This window comes from Pseudomonas sp. 15A4 (assembly GCF_016925575.1).
Lineage (GTDB): Bacteria > Pseudomonadota > Gammaproteobacteria > Pseudomonadales > Pseudomonadaceae > Aquipseudomonas.
Genome location: NZ_CP068986.1, coordinates 5,390,771 through 5,410,505, shown reverse-complemented (window position 1 = coordinate 5,410,505; position 19,735 = coordinate 5,390,771). Strand labels below are relative to the sequence as shown.

The 19,735-nt window shown below is 60.8% G+C and carries 15 protein-coding genes and 2 pseudogenes; 16 read left to right on the top strand and 1 reads right to left on the bottom strand.

All coding sequences use genetic code 11. The features are described 5' to 3' along the window. Positions 1 to 49: 49 nt before the first annotated feature. The 8 genes and pseudogenes from dnaE to ispD all read left to right on the top strand — a co-directional run bounded on the left by dnaE (position 50) and on the right by ispD (position 11,443). Entirely contained in the window at positions 50 to 3,571 is a 3,522-nt protein-coding gene (gene dnaE / locus JN403_RS23950; RefSeq protein WP_205484583.1) for a DNA polymerase III subunit alpha, read from the top strand. Between the two features lie 128 nt (positions 3,572 to 3,699). Continuing rightward, on the top strand, positions 3,700 to 4,647 hold the full coding sequence (locus tag JN403_RS23945; protein WP_122537373.1) for an acetyl-CoA carboxylase carboxyltransferase subunit alpha: 948 nt from the start codon (positions 3,700 to 3,702) through the stop codon (positions 4,645 to 4,647). A gap of 79 nt (positions 4,648 to 4,726) precedes the next feature. Then, a complete protein-coding gene (gene tilS, locus JN403_RS23940; protein WP_205484582.1) occupies positions 4,727 to 6,064 on the top strand; it encodes a tRNA lysidine(34) synthetase TilS in 1,338 nt (445 codons plus the stop codon). Positions 6,065 to 6,335: 271 nt separating this feature from the next. Next, a complete protein-coding gene (locus tag JN403_RS23935; RefSeq protein ID WP_122537375.1) occupies positions 6,336 to 7,967 on the top strand; it encodes a CTP synthase in 1,632 nt (543 codons plus the stop codon). 15 nt (positions 7,968 to 7,982) lie between these two features. Beyond that, complete coding sequence (kdsA, locus tag JN403_RS23930) at positions 7,983 to 8,828, top strand: 3-deoxy-8-phosphooctulonate synthase (protein ID WP_122622970.1); 846 nt, start codon at positions 7,983 to 7,985, stop codon at positions 8,826 to 8,828. A 170-nt stretch (positions 8,829 to 8,998) separates the two neighbouring features. Beyond that, positions 8,999 to 10,285, top strand: a complete 1,287-nt coding sequence (gene eno, locus JN403_RS23925) for a phosphopyruvate hydratase (protein WP_122537377.1) — start codon at positions 8,999 to 9,001, stop codon at positions 10,283 to 10,285. Between the two features lie 159 nt (positions 10,286 to 10,444). Next, positions 10,445 to 10,722: pseudogene (ftsB, locus tag JN403_RS23920) on the top strand (cell division protein FtsB). 10 nt (positions 10,723 to 10,732) lie between these two features. Then, positions 10,733 to 11,443, top strand: a complete 711-nt coding sequence (gene ispD, locus JN403_RS23915; protein ID WP_205484581.1) for a 2-C-methyl-D-erythritol 4-phosphate cytidylyltransferase — start codon at positions 10,733 to 10,735, stop codon at positions 11,441 to 11,443. A 5-nt stretch (positions 11,444 to 11,448) separates the two neighbouring features. Here ispD and JN403_RS23910 read toward each other — a convergent pair. Next, a pseudogene (locus JN403_RS23910) lies at positions 11,449 to 12,344 on the bottom strand (LysR substrate-binding domain-containing protein). Positions 12,345 to 12,447: 103 nt separating this feature from the next. On the opposite strand from JN403_RS23910, the gene JN403_RS23905 reads away from it, so the two are divergent. From JN403_RS23905 to rpoS, 8 genes are all read left to right on the top strand, one after another. After that, a complete protein-coding gene (locus tag JN403_RS23905; RefSeq protein ID WP_122622971.1) occupies positions 12,448 to 13,560 on the top strand; it encodes an S-(hydroxymethyl)glutathione dehydrogenase/class III alcohol dehydrogenase in 1,113 nt (370 codons plus the stop codon). 94 nt (positions 13,561 to 13,654) lie between these two features. Next, positions 13,655 to 14,500: an S-formylglutathione hydrolase gene (gene fghA / locus JN403_RS23900; protein WP_172610986.1), complete on the top strand. Its 846-nt coding sequence runs from the start codon at positions 13,655 to 13,657 to the stop codon at positions 14,498 to 14,500. 106 nt (positions 14,501 to 14,606) lie between these two features. Next, the gene (ispF, locus tag JN403_RS23895) at positions 14,607 to 15,080 is read left to right on the top strand and encodes a 2-C-methyl-D-erythritol 2,4-cyclodiphosphate synthase (protein ID WP_122622973.1); all 474 of its coding nucleotides are present in this window, start codon (positions 14,607 to 14,609) and stop codon (positions 15,078 to 15,080) included. Continuing rightward, entirely contained in the window at positions 15,077 to 16,135 is a 1,059-nt protein-coding gene (gene truD / locus JN403_RS23890; protein WP_205484580.1) for a tRNA pseudouridine(13) synthase TruD, read from the top strand. Before ispF ends, truD begins: the two co-directional genes overlap by 4 nt. Further along, positions 16,123 to 16,872, top strand: a complete 750-nt coding sequence (gene surE, locus JN403_RS23885) for a 5'/3'-nucleotidase SurE (RefSeq protein ID WP_205484578.1) — start codon at positions 16,123 to 16,125, stop codon at positions 16,870 to 16,872. The genes truD and surE overlap by 13 nt, the downstream gene beginning before the upstream one ends. A gap of 41 nt (positions 16,873 to 16,913) precedes the next feature. Continuing rightward, positions 16,914 to 17,549, top strand: coding sequence for a protein-L-isoaspartate(D-aspartate) O-methyltransferase (locus tag JN403_RS23880; protein ID WP_172610991.1), 636 nt, complete (start codon positions 16,914 to 16,916; stop codon positions 17,547 to 17,549). A gap of 178 nt (positions 17,550 to 17,727) precedes the next feature. Next, positions 17,728 to 18,621 carry a peptidoglycan DD-metalloendopeptidase family protein gene (locus tag JN403_RS23875; protein ID WP_122537385.1) on the top strand — a complete coding sequence of 298 codons (894 nt, stop codon included), beginning with the start codon at positions 17,728 to 17,730 and terminating at the stop codon, positions 18,619 to 18,621. 103 nt (positions 18,622 to 18,724) lie between these two features. Further along, a complete protein-coding gene (gene rpoS, locus JN403_RS23870) occupies positions 18,725 to 19,729 on the top strand; it encodes an RNA polymerase sigma factor RpoS (protein WP_122537386.1) in 1,005 nt (334 codons plus the stop codon). The last annotated feature ends 6 nt before the right edge of the window (positions 19,730 to 19,735 follow it).

Below are 19,735 nucleotides of genomic sequence, written 5' to 3'. Positions count from 1 at the left end.
ATGGCCGGTACAATCCGGCCTTCGTTTTTTCTGCACCATAGGATCAACCATGCCGGCTTCTTTCGTTCACCTACGCCTGCACACCGAATACTCCCTCGTTGATGGTCTGGTCCGTGTAAAACCGTTGGTCAAGGCGCTCGCGGCCATGAACATGCCGGCCGTGGCGGTGACCGACCAGCACAACATGTGCTCGCTGGTGAAGTTCTACAAAGCGGCCATGGGCGCCGGCATCAAGCCGATCTGTGGCGCCGACATCTGGCTGGCGGGGCGTGATCGCGATGCACCGCTCAGCCGTCTGAGCCTGCTGGTGATGAACCCCAAAGGCTACCTGAACCTCACCGAACTGATTTCCCGTGGCTTCATGCACGGCCAGCGCAACGGCTTGGTGGTGATCGAGCGTGAGTGGGTGGCCGAGGCCAGCGAAGGGCTCATTGCCCTGTCTGCGGCGAAGGAAGGCGAGATCGGCATGGCCCTGCTGGGTGGCAATCCGGCCGAAGCCGACGAGTTGCTGAAAGAGTGGCTGACGGTTTTTCCGGACCGCTTCTACATCGAAGTCCAGCGCACCAACCGCATCAATGACGAAGAACATCTGCACGCCGCCGTCGCCCTGGCCGAGCGCCATGGCGTGCCGCTGGTGGCGAGCAACGACGTGCGTTTCATCAAGCAGGAAGATTTCGAAGCCCACGAAACCCGCGTGTGCATCGGCGAAGGCCGGGCGCTGGACGATCCGCGCCGCTCGCACAACTACAGCGATCAGCAGTACCTGAAGAGCGCGGAGGAGATGGCCGAGCTGTTCAGCGATCTGCCTGACGCCCTCGCCAACACCGTCGAGATCGCCAAGCGCTGCAACATCGACGTGAAGCTGGGCACGCACTTTCTGCCCAACTTCCCGATTCCCGATGGCATGACCATCGACGAGTATTTCCGCAAGGTGTCCTTCGAGGGGCTGGAGGAGCGCCTTGCCGTGCTCTGGCCAAGAGAAACCACGCCGGACTACGAGGCCAAGCGGCAGGTGTACGTCGACCGCCTGAATTTCGAGCTGGATATCATCATCCAGATGGGATTCCCCGGTTACTTTCTGATCGTTATGGACTTTATCCAGTGGGCCAAGAGCAATGGCGTGCCGGTGGGTCCGGGCCGTGGGTCGGGTGCCGGTTCGCTGGTGGCCTACGTGCAGAAGATCACCGACCTTGACCCGCTGGAATACGACCTGCTGTTCGAACGTTTCCTCAACCCCGAGCGGGTCTCCATGCCCGACTTCGACGTCGACTTCTGCATGGACGGTCGCGACCGGGTCATCGAGTACGTGGCTGAGAAATACGGTCGCAACGCGGTCAGCCAGATCATCACCTTCGGCTCCATGGCCGCGAAAGCAGTGGTCCGGGACGTGGCGCGGGTGCAGGGCAAGTCCTACGGATTGGCGGATCGTCTGTCCAAGATGATCCCCTTTGAAGTGGGCATGACGCTGGAAAAAGCCTACGAGCAGGAAGAGATCCTGCGCGACTTCCTCAAGGTCGATGAGGAAGCGGCTGAGATCTGGGAAATGGCGCGCAAGCTCGAAGGCGTTGTGCGTAACGTCGGCAAGCACGCCGGTGGTGTGGTCATCGCGCCGACCAAGCTGACTGATTTCTCGGCGATCTACTGCGATGAAGAGGGCGGTGGCCTGGTCACCCAGTTCGACAAGGATGACGTCGAGGCCGCCGGTCTGGTGAAGTTCGACTTCCTGGGTCTGCGCACCCTGACCATCATCGACTGGGCACTGAAGACGATTAACCGCGACCGCGCCAAGGTCGACGAAGAACCCCTCGACATTGCGTTCATCCCGTTGGATGACATGCCGACCTACGAGCTGCTGCAGCGCGCCGAAACCACGGCCGTCTTCCAGCTTGAATCCCGCGGCATGAAAGAGCTGATCAAAAAGCTCAAGCCCGACTGCCTGGAAGACTTGATCGCACTGGTGGCGCTGTTCCGTCCCGGTCCGTTGCAATCGGGCATGGTTGACGACTTCATCAACCGTAAACATGGTCGCGCGGAGCTGTCGTACCCCCACGTCGATTACCAGTACGAAGGCCTCAAGCCGGTGCTTGCGCCGACCTACGGCATCATCCTGTATCAGGAACAGGTGATGCAGATTGCTCAGGTCATGGCCGGCTACACCCTTGGCGGCGCTGACATGCTGCGTCGTGCAATGGGCAAGAAGAAGCCCGAAGAAATGGCCAAGCAGCGCGGCGGTTTCATCGAGGGTTGCAAGACCAACAACATCGACCCTGACCTGGCCGGTAACATTTTCGACCTGGTAGAGAAATTCGCCGGTTACGGTTTCAACAAGTCGCACTCGGCGGCCTACGGGCTGGTGTCGTACCAGACCGCCTGGCTCAAGCGTCACTACCCGGCTCCATTCATGGCGGCGGTGCTTTCAGCGGACATGCACAACACCGACAAGGTCGTGACCTTGATCGAAGAAGTGCGGATCATGAAGCTGCGCCTGGATGCGCCGGACGTGAACAACTCCGAGTTCAAGTTCACCGTGAATGACGACGGCCGCATCGTCTATGGCCTCGGCGCGATCAAGGGCGTCGGCGAAGGCCCGGTGGAAGCGATCACCGAAGCGCGTCAGGAAGGCCCGTTCGCCGACCTGTTCGATTTCTGCGCCCGCATCGACCTCAAGCGCGTCAACAAGCGCACCCTCGATGGCCTGATTCGCAGTGGCGCCCTGGACCGTCTCGGCCCGTTCTTCTATGACGAGCCAAAACAGTATCAAGCCAATATCGACCGTAACCGCGGTGTCCTGCTGGCCGCACTCGAAGAAGCCATTCAGGCCGCCGAGCAGACCGCCCGCAGTCACGACAGCGGCCATGCCGATCTCTTCGGCGGCCTGTTCGTTGAAGCCGACGCCGACGTTTACGCGAACCATCGCAGCGCCAAAGAGGTCACTCTCAAGGAACGGCTGCGTGGCGAAAAAGAAACCCTGGGCCTGTACCTGACCGGGCACCCGATCGACGAATACGAAGGTGAGATCCGCCGCTTCGCGCGTCAGCGGATCGTCGACCTGAAGCCCTCGCGGGAGACCCAGACCATCGCCGGGCTGATCATTGCCTTGCGGGTGATGAAGAACAAAAAGGGCGACAAGATGGGCTTCATCACCCTGGACGACCGTTCCGGGCGTATCGAAGCGTCGCTGTTTGCCGATTCGTTCCAGGCGGCTCAGTCGCTGCTGCAAACCGATGCGATGGTGGTGGTGGAAGGGGAGGTCAGCACCGACGACTTCTCCGGTGGCCTGCGGTTGCGTGCCAAACGGGTGATGAGCCTGGAAGAAGCGCGCACCGGGCTGGCGGAAAGTTTGCGCCTGAACGTGCGGGCCGAGGCGCTCAAGGGCGACCGGCTGCGCTGGCTGGGCGAGCTGTGCAAGAAGCACAGAGGCGCGTGCCCGATCACCCTCGACTACACCGGGCAGGAAGCCAGGGCATTGCTGCAGTTCGGCGAAGCGTGGCGGATCGATCCCGCAGACAGCCTGATTCAGGCGCTGCGTGACCAGTTCGGACGAGAGAACGTCTTCCTGCAGTATCGCTGACACCGATCAGCTCAATATTGATGACCTCGACACTTTAAACTCGACCGAAAGGCGCCCGCTCCATTAAGGTATGGCGCTTATCGGATCAACCGGCCGGCCTCTTGGCCGTCGACCCAAGACGGATGCCTATGAACCCGAATTTTCTGGATTTCGAACAGCCGATTGCTGACCTGCAAGCCAAGATTGAAGAGCTGCGTCTGGTGGGCAATGACAACTCGCTGAACATCGGCGACGAAATCTCTCGACTGCAAGAGAAGAGCAATACGCTCACCGAAAGCATTTTCGGCAACCTGACCAGTTGGCAGATCGCGCGCATGGCGCGTCATCCGCGTCGTCCGTATACGCTGGACTACATTCAACACATCTTCACCGAGTTCGACGAGCTGCATGGGGATCGCCACTTCTCCGACGACGCTGCCATCGTCGGCGGTATTGCCCGGCTGAACGACCAGCCAGTGATGGTGATCGGTCATCAGAAGGGCCGCGAAGTGCGCGAGAAGGTTCGCCGCAACTTCGGCATGCCGCGTCCTGAAGGCTACCGCAAGGCCTGCCGCCTGATGGAAATGGCCGAGCGTTTCAAGATGCCGATTCTGACCTTCATTGATACGCCGGGCGCATACCCAGGCATCGACGCCGAAGAGCGTAACCAGAGCGAAGCCATCGCGTGGAACCTGCGTGTGATGGCGCGCCTGAAGACTCCGATCATTGCCACCGTGATTGGCGAAGGCGGTTCAGGCGGCGCACTGGCCATTGGCGTGTGCGATCAGCTGAACATGCTGCAGTACTCGACCTACGCGGTGATCTCGCCGGAAGGCTGCGCGTCCATCTTGTGGAAAACCGCCGAAAAGGCGCCGGACGCAGCTGAAGCGATGGGCATCACTGCCGAGCGTCTGAAGGGACTGGGCATCGTTGACAAGGTGATCACCGAGCCATTGGGCGGCGCGCACCGCGATCCGGCCGCTGCCGCTGCCTTGATCCGCGAAGAACTGAGCAGCCAACTGAGCATGCTTCAGAAGTTCGATAACGACGCGCTGCTGGCCCGCCGTTACGACCGCCTGATGAGCTATGGCCTTTAACCGGACCGTTCTGCAAAGAGAGCGTCACCGAACCCGGTGACGTCTCCGGTCCGGCGAGCTTTAAGCAGGGTTAACCAGCATGAGCAAACCGGACAGCATCAAACTCGCACTCTCCAGACGTCTGCTGTCGCGCCTCGAACCCTGGCGCGCTGCATGCGCCTGGCGCGTCGCATTCTCCGGTGGGCTCGATTCCACTGTTCTGCTTCACCTGCTGGCGGAACTTGCCAGGGTTCACCCGCTTCCACCTCTGACCGCTGTTCACGTCAACCATGGCCTTCAGGCTGTGGCGGCGTCGTGGCCGGTGCATTGCCGGCAGATGTGTCAGATTCTGGGCGTACCGATGCAGGTCATCGACGTCCAGGTGCGCCCCGGTGCGAGCCTTGAACAAGCGGCGCGGGACGCGCGATACACGGCCTTCAATTCGACGCTCGCGGCTGGCGAAGTGCTGCTGACCGCCCAGCATCGGGACGATCAGGCTGAGACGCTGCTGTTCCGTCTGCTGCGTGGCGCCGGGGTGCGCGGGCTGGCTGCCATGCCGGCGCAGCGGCCACTGGGCGCAGGACAGTTATTTCGGCCGCTGCTGCACGAATCCCGCGCAACCCTCGAGGCCTATGCTCGGGAGCAGGGTTTGAGCTGGATCGAAGACCCGAGCAACAAAGACAGCCGTTTTTCGCGCAACTACCTGCGCAGCCACGTGCTGCCGCTGGTGACGACGCGCTGGCCGCAGGCAATTGCGAGCATGGCTCGTAGCGCCGCGCATCTGGCCGAAGCTCAGCAGTTGCTGGACGAGCTGGCGGTGCAGGACCTGGCTCTGGCCGATACACCGTGCCCCTGGCCGTGGCTGGACATGCCCTCTCTTGAGCTCGCGCCGCTGGAAACGTTGTCACCCGCCCGGCAGCGCAACGCATTGCGCCACTGGCTGGCGCCGCTCACTCGACTGCCTGATACCGATCACTGGGCAGGCTGGGATTCGCTGCGCGATGCCGGGCCGGACGGTCGCCCCATCTGGCGGCTGGCCGATGGTCAGATGCACCGAGCGGAAGGGCGCATCTGGTGGCTGTCGGGGATCTGGCTGAAAAACGTCGCCGGCTCGCAGCACTGGTCCATGGCGTCGCAACCTCTCGCGCTGCCGGGCAACGGCATGTTGCAGATCCTCGGCGCTGCGCCATCGGGTGGCCTGCATGTGCATTACCGCCAGGGCGGCGAAACCTTTGATGTGCCGGATCGGGGACGTCGAGACCTCAAACGGCTGCTCAACGAAAAGGGTGTGCCGGTGTTTCTGCGCGGCCGATTGCCGCTGTTGTACCGCGGCGAGCAGTTATTGGCCGTGGCAAACCTTCCGGGACTGGACGCCAGCCCCCGTGGCGACTGGCGATTGCACTGGTTGCCACCGACGAATGACCAAAGTTTGAGCTGAAAGGGCCTTTCCGGTAGACTACGCTCCCTTCTTGATACAGCTTATGTCGATCCTTCCGGAACGACGCAAGTTGCCGATTACCAGCCAGTCTTTACTGGGCGATTCTCAAAAATGTGGCGAACCACGGACAGGCCTTTTCAAGGCCGGTCGTTGATTTGGGCGCGACAGATTGGAAATGCACAGTGGAACATGCAGGTTGTCGGGGGCTTCGGCCTTCCTTCGCTTTCCCCGGCGGCTCTGACCGCTTTAACGCAGACTTCTAGGGTTTTTCATGACGCGCTACATCTTCGTCACGGGCGGTGTTGTTTCTTCATTGGGGAAAGGCATCGCCTCGGCTTCATTGGCGGCCATCCTGGAGGCGAGGGGACTTAAGGTCACCATGCTCAAGCTGGACCCCTACATCAACGTCGATCCCGGCACCATGAGTCCGTTCCAGCACGGTGAGGTGTTCGTCACCCACGACGGCGCCGAAACGGACCTGGACCTGGGTCACTACGAGCGTTTCATTCGCACCACCATGACCCAGAACAACAACTTCACCACCGGCCGTGTGTATGAACACGTCCTGCGCAAAGAGCGCCGTGGTGATTATCTGGGCGCGACCATTCAGGTGATCCCGCACATCACCGACGAAATCAAGCGTCGCATCATCAAGGGTGCCGGCGATGCCGACGTCGCCATGGTCGAAATCGGTGGCACCGTCGGCGACATCGAGTCGCAACCGTTCCTCGAAGCGATCCGTCAGCTGCGTTTCGAAGTGGGCGCCAAGCGCGCGATGCTCATGCACCTGACGCTGGTTCCGTACATCGCCACCGCGGGCGAGACCAAGACCAAGCCGACACAACACTCGGTGAAAGAACTCCGTTCGATCGGCCTGCAGCCAGACGTACTGGTCTGCCGTTCCGACCACCCGATCGACATCTCGTCGCGCCGCAAGATCGCGCAGTTCACCAACGTTGAAGAGCGCGCGGTCATCGCCCTCGAAGACGCCGACACCATCTACAAGATCCCGGGCATCCTGCATTCCCAGGGCCTCGACGATTTCGTCGTCGAGCGCTTCGGTCTGCAGTGCGGCAGCGCCGACCTGTCCGAATGGGAAAAGGTCGTCGACGCCAAACTCAATCCGGAACACGAAGTCACCATCGCGATGGTCGGCAAGTACATGGAGCTGCTGGATGCCTACAAGTCGCTGATCGAAGCCATGAGTCACGCCGGGATCAGCAACCGTACCAAGGTTAATCTGCGCTACATCGATTCCGAAGACATCGAGAATCAGGGCACTGGTTTGCTTGAGGGCGTTGACGCGATTCTCGTTCCGGGCGGCTTCGGTCTGCGCGGTGTCGAGGGCAAGATCACGGCCGTGCAGTTCGCTCGCGAGAACAAGGTTCCGTACCTGGGCATCTGCCTGGGCATGCAGGTGGCGGTCATCGAGTTCGCCCGTAACGTGCTGGGCTGGACAGACGCCAACTCCACCGAGTTTGATCGTGCCAGCCAACACCCTGTCGTCGGTCTGATCACCGAGTGGGAAGACGCCACCGGTGCTGTCGAAACCCGGACCGAAACTTCGGACCTGGGCGGCACCATGCGTCTGGGTGCCCAGGAATGCCTGCTTGAGCCGGGTTCTCTGGTGCACGATTGCTACGCCAACGACGTTATCGTCGAGCGCCATCGCCACCGCTATGAAGTGAACAACAAGCTGCTGCCACAACTGGTCGAAGCCGGCCTGAAAATCTCCGGTCGTTCGGGTGACGGCGCGCTGGTTGAAGTGGTGGAGTCTCCTGACCATCCATGGTTTGTGGCTTGCCAGTTCCACCCCGAGTTCACCTCTACGCCCCGCGATGGCCACCCGTTGTTCAGTGGTTTCGTGAAAGCAGCGCTTGCTCAACACCAGAAGAACGGTTGATAGGGAATCCATCACATGGCACAGAAAATCATCCGCGTCGGCTCCATCGACATCGCCAACGACAAACCCATGGTCTTGTTCGGCGGCATGAACGTCCTGGAGTCGCGCGACATGGCGATGCAGGTCTGCGAAGAATACGTGCGAGTGACCGAGAAGCTCGGCATTCCGTACGTGTTCAAGGCCAGCTTCGACAAGGCCAACCGTTCCTCGGTGACCTCCTATCGCGGCCCGGGCCTTGAAGAAGGCATGCGGATTTTCCAGGACATCAAGCAAGCGTTCGGCGTGCCGATCATCACCGACGTGCACGAGCCTGAGCAGGCTGCTGCCGTGGCGGAAGTCTGCGACATCATTCAGTTGCCGGCTTTCCTGTCCCGCCAGACCGACCTGGTCGTGGCCATGGCCAAGACCGGCGCCGTGATCAACATCAAGAAGGCCCAGTTCCTGGCGCCCCACGAGATGAAACACATCCTCGCCAAGTGTGTGGAAGCGGGCAACGATCAGTTAATCCTGTGTGAGCGCGGTTCGAGCTTCGGCTACAACAACCTGGTCGTCGACATGCTCGGTTTCGGCATCATGAAATCGTTCGAATACCCAGTGTTCTTCGACGTGACCCACGCCTTGCAGATGCCGGGCGGCCGCTCCGATTCCGCCGGTGGCCGTCGCGCCCAAGTCACCGATCTGGCCAAGGCCGGGATGAGTCAGGGCCTGGCCGGTCTGTTCCTGGAAGCCCATCCGGATCCGGACAACGCCAAGTGCGACGGTCCTTGCGCCCTGCGCCTGGACAAGCTGGAGCCGTTTCTGGCCCAGCTCAAAGCGCTCGACGAACTCGTTAAAAGCTTCCCGACGATCGAAACGGCGTAAAACCCGCTTCTCCGGCGCCGAGCCCTCCGGTAGAGTGCCGTTCGTTGTTTTCCCGACCAAAGGGTCGGGAAAATTGTCGTTTCAGGCCCTGCCCGTTGTCCTAGAGCCCTGAGACGCCGAATCGTTTTCCCAGCTGCGTCGTTTTCGTCAATCTTGGAGTGTTAACAACAATGGCAAAAATCGTCGACATCAAAGGTCGTGAAGTTCTCGACTCCCGTGGCAATCCCACCGTGGAAGCAGACGTGCTCCTCGACAACGGCATCATCGGCAGCGCCTGCGCGCCGTCCGGTGCTTCCACCGGCTCGCGTGAAGCGCTGGAGCTGCGTGATGGCGACAAGAGCCGTTACATGGGCAAGGGCGTTCTGAAAGCTGTGGCCAACATCAATGGCCCGATCCGCGACCTGTTGCTGGGCAAAGACCCGGTTGACCAGAAAGCCCTGGATCACGCGATGATTCAGCTGGACGGCACCGAAAACAAAGCCAGCCTGGGCGCCAACGCGATCCTCGCTGTGTCGCTGGCTGCGGCCAAAGCAGCTGCTCAGGATCAGGACCTGCCGTTGTACGCGCACATCGCCAACCTGAACGGCACGCCGGGTGTTTACTCGATGCCGGTTCCGATGATGAACATCATCAACGGTGGCGAGCACGCTGATAACAACATCGACATCCAGGAATTCATGATTCAGCCGGTGGGCGCCAAGACCTTTTCCGAGGGCCTGCGCTGGGGTACCGAGATTTTCCACCACCTCAAAGCGGTGTTGAAAGCGCGCGGTCTGAACACTGCCGTGGGTGACGAAGGTGGCTTCGCGCCGAACCTGAACTCCAACGGCGACGCGCTGGACGCCATCGCCGAAGCCGTTGCCAACGCGGGCTACAAACTGGGCACCGATGTGACCCTGGCGCTGGACTGCGCAGCGAGCGAGTTCTACAAGAACGGCAAATACGTGCTGAGCGAAGAAGGCGAGTACGACTCTGCCGGTTTCGCCGACTACCTGGCTGACCTGGTCAGCAAGCACCCGATCATTTCCATCGAAGACGGTCTGGACGAGTCGGACTGGGATGGCTGGAAAGTACTCACCGACAAGATCGGCGACAAGATCCAGCTGGTGGGTGACGACCTGTTCGTGACCAACACCAAGATCCTGAAAGAAGGCATCGACAAGAAGATCGGTAACTCGATCCTGATCAAGTTCAACCAGATCGGCACGCTCACCGAAACGCTGGAAGCCATCCAGATGGCCAAGGCCGCGGGTTACACCGCCGTGATTTCGCACCGTTCCGGCGAAACCGAAGACTCCACCATTGCCGATCTGGCCGTGGGCACCGCCGCCGGCCAGATCAAGACCGGTTCGTTGAGCCGTTCCGACCGTATCGCCAAGTACAACCAGCTGCTGCGTATCGAAGAGCAACTCGGCGCCAAAGCGGTGTACCGTGGTCGCGGCGAGTTTCGCGGCTGATTGCAAAGATGGTAAAAAGGCAGCAGGCGTTGTAGGAGAAGTCGCTGAAAGGTGACCGCTCTTGTCGTCCTGATCCATGAGCCCGGTGACCACCGGGCTCATGGGCATTTGAAATGGTCGGTTTTGCTGTCTTTATTCGCCGGGTAACAGATATTCACAATGCGCAGTCCTAACTGGTTGTTCCTCGTTCTGCTTTTGATGCTCGCTGGCTTGCAGTATCGCCTATGGGTAGGTAACGGCAGTCTCGCGCAGGTGGCCAGTCTGACGCAGCAAATCGCCGATCAACACGCCGAAAACGATGCGCTGCTGGAGCGCAACCGGGTCCTCGACGCGGAAGTGCTGGAGCTGAAAAAGGCCTCGAGACCGTTGAAGAGCGTGCCCGTCATGAATTGGGCATGGTCAAGGACGGCGAAACCCTTTATCAGTTGGCACAGTGACGTTGGTGTAATGACTCAATCCCTTCCTGCCTTCTGGGCAGTGATTCCCGCAGCGGGCGTTGGCGCGCGCATGGCGGCAGACCGTCCCAAGCAATACCTGCAACTGGGCGGCCTCACAATTCTTGAACACAGCCTGCTTTGCTTTCTCGATCACCCCCGGCTCAAGGGCCTGGTGGTCAGTCTCGCTGTGGATGACCCTTATTGGCCTACGTTGCCTTGCGCCCTGGATTCCCGGATTCAGCAGGTCGCAGGCGGCAAAGAGCGTGCGGACTCGGTGCTCAATGCACTGCTGCACCTGCACGCCAACGGCGCCGATGACAACGATTGGGTGCTGGTGCATGACGCCGCGCGCCCGAATCTGGCGCGTTCGGACCTCGATAATCTGCTGGGCGAGCTGGCGGATGATCCGGTCGGCGGCTTGCTGGCGGTGCCGGCCAAAGACACCCTCAAGCGCGCCGACGCCAATGGCCGTGTGACCGAAACCGTGGACCGCACCCTGATCTGGCAGGCCTATACGCCGCAGATGTTTCGTCTGGGTGCGCTGCACCGCGCGCTGGCGGACAGTCTGGTGTCCAACGTGGCGATCACCGATGAAGCTTCCGCTATCGAGTGGGCCGGGCAATCGCCGCGTCTGATCGAAGGGCGCGCGGATAACATTAAGGTCACCCGCCCTGAAGACCTCGAATGGCTGCGCCAGCGTCGGGTGGAATTCAACGGCTGATCCGCCTACACGCTGTATTCCTCCCGTGACGCCAGTCCCGCTTTCAGATAATCCACCAGCTTTCTCACCTTGGGCGACAGATGCCGCTGCTGCGGGTACAACGCCCAGACGGCGGTGTTCGGCGGCTGATGGGCATCCAGCAACGAGACCAGCGCGCCGCGCTTGAGATGCTCCAGCACGTAGTAATCCGGTAGCTGACACAGCCCGACCCCACGCAACGCCGCATCCAGCACTGCCTGCCCACTGTTGCAGCGCCAGTTTCCCTGTACCCGCTGGGAAAATTCCCGCCCGTTTTGCTGCAACAACCAACTGTCCGAGCTGCCGATCAGGCAATTGTGTCGGGCCAGTTCGGACACGCTGTGGGGCCGGCCGTACCGTTCGAGATAGGCGGGGAGGCGCACAGGTACATCTTACGCGGCGCCAGTCGGGCGGCCACCAGTCGTGACTCCTGCAAGCGACCCAGGCGAATCGCCAGGTCCAGGCCTTCATGCACCAGATCCAGCGTGTTGTTGGTCAGCTCGATGTCCACGCGCAGTTGCGGGTAATCCTCCATGAAGCGCGTCACCAGCGGGGCGATGAACCGCTCGCCGTACGCTACGGCGCAGGTCATCCGCAGCAACCCCTTTGGCTCGCTGGTCAGGTCGGTCACTGCCCGCAATGCTTCCTCGCGTCCGTCCTGCAGGCGTTGGCAGTGATGAAGAAACGTCTGACCCGCTTCGGTCAGCGCGACCTTCCGGGTGCTGCGATACAGCAACCGCGTCTGCAAGCGCTCTTCCAGTCGCGCGATCTGCCGACTGATGTGCGATGACGACACCCCCAGGCGCTCAGCGGCGGCGGTGAACTGCCCGCACTCGGCGACGGCGACAAACTCGTCCAGACTTTCCCAACGATTGACCTGCATCGATTGTCCCTGCACAGCATTAATGTTTTGCTTTCAGGCGGATTATTCATCAGCCAGCACTGTATTACACTCCGGGCTCGTATTTATTTAGCTGGAGATCATGATGATCAAGTCACGTGCTGCCGTCGCTTTCGCGCCCAACGAACCACTGCAGATCGTCGAAGTGGACGTTGAAGCCCCGAAAGCCGGCGAAGTGTTGATTCGTACCGTGGCATCCGGCGTTTGCCACACCGATGCCTACACCTTGTCCGGTGCTGATTCCGAAGGCGTCTTCCCTTGCATCCTCGGTCACGAAGGCGGCGGCGTCGTTGAAGCCGTCGGCGAAGGCGTCACCTCGCTGGCCGTGGGCGACCACGTCATCCCGCTGTACACCGCCGAATGCCGCGAGTGCAAGTTCTGCAAATCCGGCAAGACCAACCTCTGCCAGAAAGTCCGCGCCACCCAGGGCAAAGGGCTGATGCCCGACGGCACCACCCGCTTCAGCTACAACGGCCAGCCGATCTATCACTACATGGGCTGCTCGACGTTCTCCGAATACACCGTGGTCCCGGAAATCTCCCTCGCCAAAATCCCCAAGGAAGCGCCGCTGGAGAAGGTTTGCCTGCTGGGTTGCGGCGTGACAACCGGCATTGGCGCAGTGCTGAACACGGCCAAGGTCGAAGAGGGCGCCACTGTGGCGGTCTTCGGTCTCGGCGGTATCGGCCTGGCGGCGATCATCGGCGCAAAAATGGCCAAGGCCTCGCGCATCATCGCAGTCGACATCAATCCGTCCAAATTCGACGTGGCCCGTGAATTGGGTGCTACCGAGTTCGTCAATCCGAAGGATCACGACAAGCCGATCCAGGAAGTGATTGTGGAAATGACCGATGGCGGCGTCGATTACAGTTTCGAGTGCGTAGGCAATGTGAACCTGATGCGTGCGGCACTGGAATCGTGCCACAAGGGCTGGGGCGAATCGGTGATCATCGGCGTCGCCGGTGCCGGTCAGGAAATCTCTACCCGTCCGTTCCAGCTGGTGACCGGTCGCGTCTGGCGCGGTTCGGCCTTCGGCGGCGTCAAAGGCCGCACCGAATTGCCAAGCTACGTCGAAAAAGCGCAGGCCGGCGAGATCCCGCTGGACACCTTCATCACCCACACCATGGGCCTGGACCGGATCAACGAAGCGTTTGACCTGATGCACGAAGGCAAAAGCATCCGTACCGTCATTCATTTCTAAGGAGTAGCGGCAAGCTTCAAGCTACAAGCGGCAAGAGGAGCGTGTCATGACCTCTTGCCGCTCGAGGCTTGCAGCTTGCCGCCCGGAGAAGCCTATGAGTCTGGAAAATATCTCGTGCCAGAAAAGCTTCGGCGGCTGGCACAAGCGTTACAAACATCACTCTGATGTGCTTGGCTGCGACATGGTGTTCGCGGTGTATCTGCCTCCTCAGGCGGAGCAGGGCGGCAAGTTGCCGGTGGTCTATTGGTTGTCAGGACTGACCTGCACCGATGAGAACTTCATGCAGAAGGCCGGTGCACTGCGAGTTGCTGCCGAGCTGGGGCTGATCATCGTGGCGCCGGACACCAGCCCGCGCGGCGCCGACGTGCCGGATGACCCGGACAAGGCCTATGACTTCGGACTGGGCGCCGGCTTTTATCTGAACGCCACCGAACAGCCGTGGGCGCGGCACTACCGCATGTACGATTACGTGATCAGCGAGCTGCCGGCGTTGATCGAGGCGCACTTCCCGGCCTCGGACAAACGCAGCATCAGCGGGCATTCCATGGGCGGCCACGGCGCACTGGTCGGCGCGTTGCGCAACCCGGGCCGCTATAAATCGGTGTCGGCGTTCTCGCCCATCTGCAACCCGATGGATTGCCCGTGGGGGCAGAAAGCCTTCTCGCGCTATCTGGGCGAAGACCGTTCGCGCTGGCGTGAATGGGACGCCAGCGTGCTCATCGCCGAGGCCACCGAGCGCCTGCCATTGCTGGTGGATCAAGGCGATCGCGACGACTTCCTCGGCAATCAGCTCAAGCCGGAATCATTGGTTCAGGCGGCGAAGGCGGCCGGTCATCCCCTGGAATTGCGCATGCAGCCGGGGTACGACCACAGCTATTACTTCATCGCCAGTTTCATCGAAGACCACCTGCGCCACCACGCCCGAGCCCTGGCCGGCTGAAGTCTCCGCCTTCAATTGCAGTGTCTCGGGCAATTGCGCGCCGGCCGGCCCTAATGTCGATCAAAGTAGGTAGAATCACGCCCTGACTTTTTCAGGGCGTTTTTTTATGCGTATTGGCCACGGCTATGATGTGCACCGTTTCGCTGAAGGCGATTTCATTACCTTGGGCGGCGTGCGGATTGCGCACACGTCGGGTTTGCTCGCGCATTCCGATGGCGATGTAGTGCTGCACGCGTTGAGCGATGCTCTCCTTGGCGCTGCCGCCCTGGGCGACATCGGCAAGCACTTCCCTGACACCGATCCGCAATTCAAGGGCGCCGACAGCCGGGTGCTGCTTCGTCACGTGCTCAAGCAAGTGCAGGGCAAGGGCTGGAAGGTCGGCAACGTCGACGCGACCATCGTTGCCCAGGCGCCGAAGATGGCCCCGCACATTGAAAGCATGCGCGCCTTGATTGCCGAAGACCTGCAAGTCGACATCGACCAGGTCAACGTCAAGGCCACCACCACTGAGAAGCTGGGCTTCACCGGCCGGGAAGAAGGCATCGCCGTGCACGCCGTCGCACTGTTGATCAGCGCATGACCGAGCTCGAACTTCTGGGCCCGAGAGCATATTGCGACGCGTTGGGCACTGCCGTGCTGAAGGCCACCGCTGAAGACTTTCAGGTCGATGAAGTCCTCGATATCCCGCTTTCCGGGGATGGCGAGCACCTGTGGCTGTGGGTCGAAAAGCGCGGCCTGAATACCGAGGAAGCCGCCCGGCGTCTGGCCAAGGCAGCTGGTGTGCCGTTGCGAACCGTCGCCTATGCCGGTTTGAAGGATCGTCAGGCGTTGACCCGGCAGTGGTTCAGCATTCAGCTGCCGGGCAAGGCTGATCCAGACATGTCGGTGGCTGAAAACGATTCCCTGAAAATCCTCGACAGCAAACGCCACAAGCGCAAGCTGCAAAGGGGCGCCCATGCGGCCAATGGTTTTACGCTGCGTTTGACGCAATTGCAGGCCGACAAGGCCGGGCTCGACGCACGTCTTGAGTCGATCAAGCAACACGGCATCCCCAACTATTTCGGTGCCCAACGCTTTGGCTACGAGGGCGGGAATCTGGGTGAGGCCCGTCACTACGCTGAGCGTCAGGCCCTGCCCGAGCAGCGCAATGTGCGCTCTCGACTGTTATCCACTGCGCGCAGTTACCTGTTCAACCAGGTCTTGGCCGCGCGGGTCGCCGATGGCAGCTGGCAACGTGCGCAAGTGGGCGATCTGCTGGCCTTCACCGACAGCCGCAGTTTCTTCCCTGCTGGCGAAGCCGAGTGCAGCGACCCGCGATTGGCGATCCTCGATCTGCACCCGACCGGGCCGCAGTGGGGTGAGGGCGATTCCCCGGCCGCCGGCGCCACCGCCGCGCTTGAAAACAGCATCGCGGTGCGCGAGGCGTCGCTCTGTAACTGGTTGATAAAAGCGGGAATGGAACACGAACGGCGCATCCTGCGACTGCCCATCCGGCGGTTGACGTGGCATTATCCCGAGCCTGACATTCTGCAACTGGAATTCGTCCTGCCGGCCGGATGCTTCGCCACCGCATTGGTGCGCGAACTCGTCGATCTCGCCCCGGCAGGGCAGACGGACAGCTCATGCGTATTCTGATTTCAAATGATGACGGGGTCATGGCGCCCGGGCTTGCTGCGCTGCATGGCGCGCTGGCGGGGTACGCCGAGTGCGTGGTGATTGCGCCCGATCAAGACAAGAGCGGCGCGAGCAGTTCGCTGACGCTGGACCGGCCCTTGCACCCGCACACCCTGGACAACGGCTTCATCAGCGTTAACGGCACGCCCACCGATTGCGTCCACCTTGGGCTCAACGGTCTGCTGCCCGATGAGCCGGACATGGTTGTTTCGGGTATCAATCTGGGCGCCAATCTGGGTGACGATGTGCTGTACTCGGGCACCGTCGCTGCGGCGCTGGAAGGCCGTTTTCTGCAACGCCCGTCATTTGCCTTTTCATTTTTGTCACGTCAGGCCGATAACCTGGCAACCGCCGCGCATTTTGCCCGGCTGCTGGTCGAAGCCCACGAGCGCCTCGACCTTCCACCCCGTACCGTATTGAATGTGAATATCCCTAACCTGCCGTTGGCAAACGTGCGCGGTATCCAGCTGACCCGTCTCGGCCATCGCACCCGTGCGGCGGCCCCCGTGCGCGTGGTCGACCCGCGCGGAAGGGCCGGTTACTGGATTGCTGCCGCCGGAGATGCCGAAGACGGCGGGCCGGGCACCGATTTCCACGCCGTGATGCAGGGTTATGTGTCGATCACCCCGTTGCAGCTGGATCGTACCTATCAGGACGGTTTCAACAGCCTGAACGCATGGCTGGAGGGAATGGCCTGATGTCGCGTGAGCAAGATGATCTGTTACGACGTGGCGTGGGGATGACTTCCCAGCGTACCCGCGAGCGTCTTATCCAGCGGTTGTGCGAAGAGGGCATCGCCAACACCCAGGTGCTGGACGTCATTCGCAAGACTCCCCGTCACCTGTTCGTCGACGAAGCCCTGGCGCACCGCGCCTACGAAGACACGGCGCTGCCGATCGGCAACAACCAGACGATTTCCCAGCCTTACATGGTGGCGCGCATGAGCGAGCTGCTGCTGGCGGCGGGCCCGCTGGACAAAGTGCTGGAGATTGGCACCGGCTCGGGCTACCAGACCGCCGTGCTGGCGCAACTGGTGGAGCGGGTTTTCTCCGTCGAGCGCATCAAGGTGCTGCAGGATCGCGCCAAGGAACGCCTCGTCGAACTGAACCTGCGCAACATGGTGTTTCGTTGGGGCGACGGCTGGGAAGGCTGGCCGGCGCTCGCGCCTTACAACGGCATCATTGTCACTGCGGTTGCCACCGACGTACCTCAGGCCTTGCTGGACCAGCTGGCACCCGGCGGTCGTCTGGTGATTCCGGTGGGTTCAGGCGAGGTGCAGCAACTCATGTTGATCATTCGTGAGGAAAACGGTTTCTCCCGGCACGTATTGGGCGCTGTCCGTTTTGTCCCGCTGCTCAACGGACCACTGGCGTAAGCGCTATTTTTTGGCGGCAATGAATTCCCGAAGACGCAGCCGGTCTACAGGCTGGCGTTTTGCAACGATGCTTCGGTTAACTCCCGCAGCGCCGTCTTACACCCTGTTTTTCATGGCTGCCTGGTCTTCCACGACCCAGGACAGTTTCTTCTTCAGTCACCGGTAAAGGGAGTGGCGGGTGAGTCTCACAGTCATTCGGCAGCGTAGTTCTTCAACAAGCTTTCAGCGTCTGGTGATTGGAGTTGCCTTGAGTATCCTTCTGGTCGGCTGCTCCAGCACGCCATCGGGCGGCGTACGCGTTGTCGACCGCAACGGTAAATCGACGGTGCCGACGCGTCAGCCCGTGACCACCGGACAGTACGTCGTGAAGCGCGGCGACACGCTGTTTTCTATTGCATTCCGTTACGGCTGGGACTGGAAAGCGCTGGCCGCACGCAACAGCATTCCAGAGCCCTTCACCATTCATGTCGGTCAGACGATCCGCTTCGACGGGCGCGCCAACTCGCCGTCCACGGCAGTGGCTGCTGGCTCTGCACGCGTTCCGCAGACCACCACGAGCAGCTCGACATCCCCCTCCGGGTCGCTGAAAACCACCGTCATTTCAAGGCCGGTAGGGGCTGTCGCGGCCACGACGCCACCACCGACCAGCAACTCGACGACGACGCCGGTCAATACAACCGTGGTGACCGGCGCCCGTTCTCCAAGCGGCTGGACATGGCCGACGAGCGGCGTTTTGATCAGTAAGTTCTCTTCAAACGGTAGTTTGAATAAAGGAATTGATATCGCTGGTGATTTGGGACAGCCTGTTTTGGCCGCGTCTGATGGGGCAGTGGTATACGCCGGAAGTGGATTAAGGGGCTACGGCGAATTGGTCATCATCAAACACAGCGACACCTACGTCAGTGCATACGGACATAACCGTCGGCTCTTGGTTCGGGAGGGACAACAGGTCAAGGCAGGGCAAAGTATTGCCGAGATGGGATCAACGGGAACTGACCGGGTGAAACTGCATTTCGAGATTCGCCGCCAGGGTAAACCGGTTGATCCACTGGAATTCTTGCCACGTCGCTGATCGGTTGTCAGCCTGTTCCTGCGTAGAGGGGACAGGCTCAAGTGCTGCCACGGAAGAAGGCGTCACTGGAGCTTGAGGTCGAACTCACCAAAGGACTATAACAATGGCTCTCAGCAAAGAAGTGCCGGAGTTTGACATAGACGACGAGGTGCTCCTCATGGAGCCCGCAATCGTCCTGGATTCTGCAACGGATGAGAAGCCAGCTACACCTTCCGTTCGTGCGAAGCCCAAAAACTCTGCAGCGCTCAAACAGCATAAGTACATTGACTACACTCGGGCACTGGATGCTACGCAGCTGTACCTCAATGAAATCGGCTTTTCCCCCTTGCTCTCCCCGGAAGAAGAAGTCCACTTTGCGCGACTGTCGCAGAGCGGCGATCCGGCTGGGCGCAAACGCATGATTGAGAGCAATCTGCGGCTGGTCGTGAAAATCGCCAGGCGCTACGTCAATCGTGGTCTGTCATTGCTGGACCTGATCGAGGAGGGCAATCTGGGCCTCATTCGAGCGGTCGAAAAATTCGATCCGGAGCGCGGATTCAGGTTCTCGACCTACGCCACCTGGTGGATTCGTCAAACCATCGAACGCGCGATCATGAATCAGACGCGGACGATTCGCCTCCCGATTCATGTGGTCAAAGAGCTCAACGTCTACCTGCGCGCCGCGCGGGAGCTGACGCAAAAGCTTGACCACGAACCCTCTCCCGAAGAAATCGCCAACCTGCTGGAGAAGCCGGTCGGTGAGGTCAAGCGCATGCTGGGCCTCAACGAGCGGGTGTCTTCGGTGGATGTGTCGCTGGGCCCTGATTCGGACAAGACGCTGCTCGACACGCTGACGGACGATCGTCCTACCGATCCGTGCGAGCTCCTGCAGGACGATGATCTGTCCCAGAGCATCGATCAGTGGCTTTCAGAGTTGACCGACAAACAGCGTGAAGTCGTCGTGCGTCGATTTGGGCTGCGCGGGCATGAAAGCAGCACGCTTGAGGACGTCGGGCTGGAAATCGGCCTGACTCGTGAGCGTGTACGGCAGATTCAAGTGGAAGGGCTGAAACGCCTTCGCGAGATACTCGAGAAAAATGGCCTGTCCAGCGAGTCACTCTTCCAGTAAGGCGAG